The organism is Actinomadura sp. 7K507, assembly GCF_004348425.1.
Taxonomy (GTDB): Bacteria; Actinomycetota; Actinomycetes; order Streptosporangiales; family Streptosporangiaceae; genus Spirillospora.
Window position 1 is genome coordinate 1 of the sequence record NZ_SMKK01000405.1, and the last position, 4,418, is coordinate 4,418.

The window sequence follows — 4,418 nt, forward strand, 5'->3', positions numbered from 1 at the left end:
CCCCCAACCACACCGGCCCCATCGCCCCGGAGCCGCATCACCCCACTCACCACAACCACATCGACCCCAGCACCCGAGAGCCGCGCACCAACACCGGCCACCACAGCAACCACGCGCTAACCTGAACAGTCGCGATCGCGTCCGAAGGCAGGTCGCGAGCGAAGCGAGAAACCTGATCGCGCAGCGAGCCGCCAGGCGAGCCGGAGCGATGCAGCGATCGCACAGCAGTGCCCGCCGAAGGAAGGGCCCTCCAGGGCCCGACCGCCAAGGGCACTGCAATAAATACTGCTAGAATCGATTAACCCGTATGCCTGGGTCGTCAGTGCGGTGCTGGTCATGGAGCCGCATTCCCCGGGGAACGCAAAGAATCTTCGAGGCGCCTGACGCGTCGAGCATCGCCTGATTCGCTCTGTCCGTAGCGGACGTCCAGTGCCGGACGGCCGTGGATCGCAACAACAAGGAGTTTTCGCCGTGTCCGAGGTACGTATTGCCGCCGAGCCGCGCACCGAGTTCGGTAAGGGTGCCGCGCGGCGCACCCGCCGGGCCGGCAAGGTGCCCGCCGTCCTCTACGGTCACGGCACCGACCCGACGCACATTTCGCTGCCGGGTCACGACCTGATGCTGGCGCTGAAGACGCCGAACGTGCTGCTGACGCTCGAGGGCCTCGGCAACGGCACGGAGCTGGCGCTGCCGAAGGACGTGCAGCGGGACCCGATCAAGGGGTTCCTGGAGCATGTCGACCTGCTGCTGGTGAAGCGCGGCGAGAAGGTCGTCGTCGAGCTGCCGGTGTCGCTGGTCGGCGATGTGGTGCCGGGCGGCCAGGTCGCGCAGACGGCGGTGGAGATCTCGGTGGAGGCCGAGGCCACGCACATCCCCGAGTCGGTGGAGCTGGACATCAGCGGCCTGGAGATCGACAGCCAGGTGCTGGCCAAGGACCTGAAGCTGCCGGCGGGGACGACGCTGGCGGCGGACGAGGACGTCCTGATCCTGCAGATCCTCGACGCGACCATCTCGGCGGAGCCGGAGCCGTCGGCGGAGGCCGCCGAAGAGGCTGCGGAGGGCGCCGAGGGCGAGGCCGAGGCGACCGGCGGCGAGTGAGCATCCGCCGTCCGGCCCGTCGCCGGAGCCGTCGCCTGGTGCGGGCGACCGAGAGGTGCGCCGGGTAGCCGGCCGCGGTGTTGTTTCATGGCCCCCGCAGGTGTGCGTGCGCGCACCGGCGGGGGCCGTGGTCGTTCTCGTTCCCAGAGGCTTGAGGAGTTCGGGTGAGCGCGGATCTCTGGCTGGTGGCCGGGCTGGGCAATCCGGGGCCGTCGTATGCGAAGAACCGGCACAACGCCGGGTTCATGGTGCTGGACGTGCTGGCCGCGCGTGCCGGGGGGCGGTTCAAGTCGCACCGGGCGCGGGCGGACGTGCTGGAGGGGCGGCTGGCGGGTGCGCGTGCGGTGCTGGCGAAGCCGCGTTCGTTCATGAACGTGTCGGGTGGACCGGTGAGGGCGCTGTGCGATTTCTACAAGGTGCCGGTGGAGCGGCTGATCGTCGTCCATGACGAGCTGGACATCCCGTTCGGTGCGGTGCGGCTGAAGCGCGGCGGTGGTGACAATGGCCACAACGGGCTGCGTTCGGTGACGGGGGCGTTGGGGACGCGTGACTATCTGCGGGTGCGGTTCGGGGTCGGGAGGCCGCCGGGGCGGATGGACGCTGCGGCGTTCGTGCTGAAGGACTTCTCGGCGGCCGAGCGGAAGGACCTGGATCTGGAGGTGGACCGGGCGGCCGACGCGGCGGAGGCGTTGATCGCCGACGGTCTGGGCGCGGCGCAGAACGTCTTCCACGCGGTCTGACCGGATCCGGACATCCGGTCACGGCTAAACTGATGGCCGGCCGCCCGGCGACCGCCTGAACTGGCAGTGAATCGTCCCCGTCCGGCCGACTTCGCGAGCTTTGCCGCCCCGATGGGCGGGTTCGGCCCGTGGCCATGGCGAAGCGATCGTAGGATGCCTCACGAATGAGGTCCGCGATGTATGTGAACCTCAGGCGACGTTCAACCGTCTTCGGTGTGAATCGCGCAGAAGGTGCGCGCGTTACAGGGGATTGGTGAGTGGTCTATGGCAGTCGTTGACAAGGTTCAGGCCGAGTCATCGATCCGCCATGAGCCCAAGCGCTCGTCGTCGTCCGGCTGGAGCGGATCGTACCGCCGACTCGCGGTCTTCCTGGACTTCATCAGCATGCTGATGGCCGGCGTCATCGCGTTCGTGCTCCGGTTCCCGGGGGTGCCGACCGAGCTGAACGCGCCGTACGTGGCGCTGACGGTGGTTCTTCCGGTGGTCTGGCTGCCGACGCTGATGCTGTGCCGGGCCTACCAGCCGCGGTACGTGGGGGTCGGGTACGAGGAGTTCCACCGGGTGCTGCGGGCGGGGTTCATCCTGACCGCGACGGTCGCGATCGTGGCGTACGCGACGAAGACCGAGGTCGCGCGCGGGTACGTGGTGATGGCTCTGCCGCTCGGTACGTTCCTGAACCTGGTGGCCCGGTACCGGCTGCGCAAGTGGCTGCACAAGAAGCGCTGGAACGGCGAGTGGATGCGGCGCGTGGTCGCGGTGGGGCACCGGACGTCGGTCGCGGACCTGATCAAGGTGCTGCGGCAGAAGCGCTACCACGGGATGGACATCGCGGCGGTGTGCCTGCCGCCGGCGCTGGCGTCCGGCGACGACGCGGTCGCCGAGGTGGAGGGTGTGCCGGTGCTCGGCGACTTCTCCCAGGCCGCGGCGGTGGCGGACCGGATCGGCGCGGACTCGGTCGCCGTGCTGGCGTGCCCGGAGATGGACGGGGTGGCGCTGCGCCGGCTGGCGTGGCAGATCGAGCGAGACGACGTGGAGCTGGTGGTCGCGCCGGCGCTGATGGACGTGACGGGCCCGCGGATCTCGATCCGCCCGGTGTCGGGGCTGCCGCTGCTGCATGTGGAGCATCCCGAGCTGGACGGCGGCCGGAAGGTGTTCAAGGGCCTGTTCGACCGCACGGCCGCGCTGGGCGGGCTGGTGCTGCTGAGCCCGCTGCTGCTGGTGGTCGCGTTCCTGATCAAGGTGACGAGCTCGGGGCCGGTGATGTTCCGGCAGGCCCGGGTGGGGCGCGGCGGCCGGGAGTTCACCGTCATGAAGTTCCGCACGATGGTGCAGGACGCCGAGGCCCGCAAGGTCGAGCTGATGCAGCAGAACGAGAACGACGGCGTGCTCTTCAAGATCCGGCAGGACCCGCGGGTGACGCGGGTGGGGCGCTGGCTGCGCCGGTACTCGCTGGACGAGCTGCCGCAGCTGTTCAACGTCCTGCGCGGTGAGATGTCGCTGGTGGGGCCGCGGCCGCCGCTGCCGGAGGAGGTCGCCCAGTACGGTGGTGACGTGTACCGGCGGCTGGTGGTGAAGCCGGGGCTGACGGGGCTGTGGCAGGTGAGCGGCCGTTCCGACCTGTCGTGGGAGGAGTCGGTCCGGCTCGACCTGCGGTACGTGGACAACTGGACCCTGGCGCTGGACCTGCAGATCATGTGGAAGACCTGGTCGGCGGTCTTCCGCGGCTCCGGCGCCTACTGAGCCGGGGCAGGCCGGGTCGAGCGGGGATTCGGCCGCTGACCTGTGGTTCGACCCTGGCGCGCGGCGGCGCCGGCGGCGCATGAGAAAGTGGATCGAGCGGACCCGTCTAGGCAGGAATGTGATCAGGGAATGACGGACAGTATCGCCCGCGAGGAGGCCTCCCACGCCTCCCGCGAGGGCGGGGCGGACGACCACCTGCTGGCGGCGGAGCTCGCCGGCACCGCGGGCCGTCTGCTGCTGGGCGTGCGGGACGAGCTGGGGTTCGCCGACGGGCGCGCCCTGAAGGACACGGGCGACCTCCGGGCGCACGAGTACCTCATGGAGGCGCTGGCGGAGCGCTGCCCCGGCGACGCCGTGCTGTCCGAGGAGGGCCGCTCGTCGGTCGCGGGCAAGCGGTCGAGCGGCGATGACCGTGCCCCGACCCGCAACACCGCCGACGCCGAGCGGCTCACGGCCGGCCGGGTGTGGATCGTCGACCCGCTGGACGGCACCCGCGAGTTCTCCGAGGAGGGCCGCCGCGACTGGGCCGTCCACGTGGCGCTGTGGCAGCGTGACCCGTCCGGCGGTGGGCGGCTCGTGGCCGGGGCGGTCGCGCTTCCGGCGCAGGGGCTGACGCTCCGGACCGACGCGACCGGCGGGGCGTCGCTCGTCCGCGCCGGCGCGGGGGAGTCCGGCCCGGTGACGGCCGGGCCGGGGGCGGGCCGCGGGACGCTGCCGCGCGAGGTGCCGCTGCACGTCCCGGCGCCCGACGCGGGCAAGCTCCGCATCGCCGTGAGCCGCACGCGGCCGCCGGAGTTCGTGCGGCAGCTGGCGGAGCGTATGGAAAAGGCGGTTCCGGGG

General features: G+C 71.1%; 4 protein-coding genes. All 4 read left to right on the forward strand.

The features are described 5' to 3' along the window. Positions 1–471 precede the first annotated feature (471 nt). A complete protein-coding gene (locus tag E1285_RS43430; protein WP_132160748.1) occupies positions 472–1,098 on the forward strand; it encodes a 50S ribosomal protein L25/general stress protein Ctc in 627 nt (208 codons plus the stop codon). Positions 1,099–1,262: 164 nt separating this feature from the next. Then, positions 1,263–1,838 carry an aminoacyl-tRNA hydrolase gene (gene pth / locus E1285_RS43435; protein WP_132160749.1) on the forward strand — a complete coding sequence of 192 codons (576 nt, stop codon included), beginning with the start codon at positions 1,263–1,265 and terminating at the stop codon, positions 1,836–1,838. Positions 1,839–2,102: 264 nt separating this feature from the next. Continuing rightward, positions 2,103–3,578, forward strand: a complete 1,476-nt coding sequence (locus tag E1285_RS43440; RefSeq protein WP_132160750.1) for a sugar transferase — start codon at positions 2,103–2,105, stop codon at positions 3,576–3,578. 129 nt (positions 3,579–3,707) lie between these two features. Further along, a partial coding sequence (locus E1285_RS43445; RefSeq protein WP_279510132.1) for an inositol monophosphatase family protein occupies positions 3,708–4,418 on the forward strand: 711 nt, incomplete at its 3' end.

Excerpts from the sequence above, each read along its gene's own strand:
- E1285_RS43440 (WP_132160750.1), top strand. The coding sequence starts at position 2,103 with ATGGCAGTCGTTGACAAGGTTCAGGCCGAGTCATCGATCCGCCATGAG.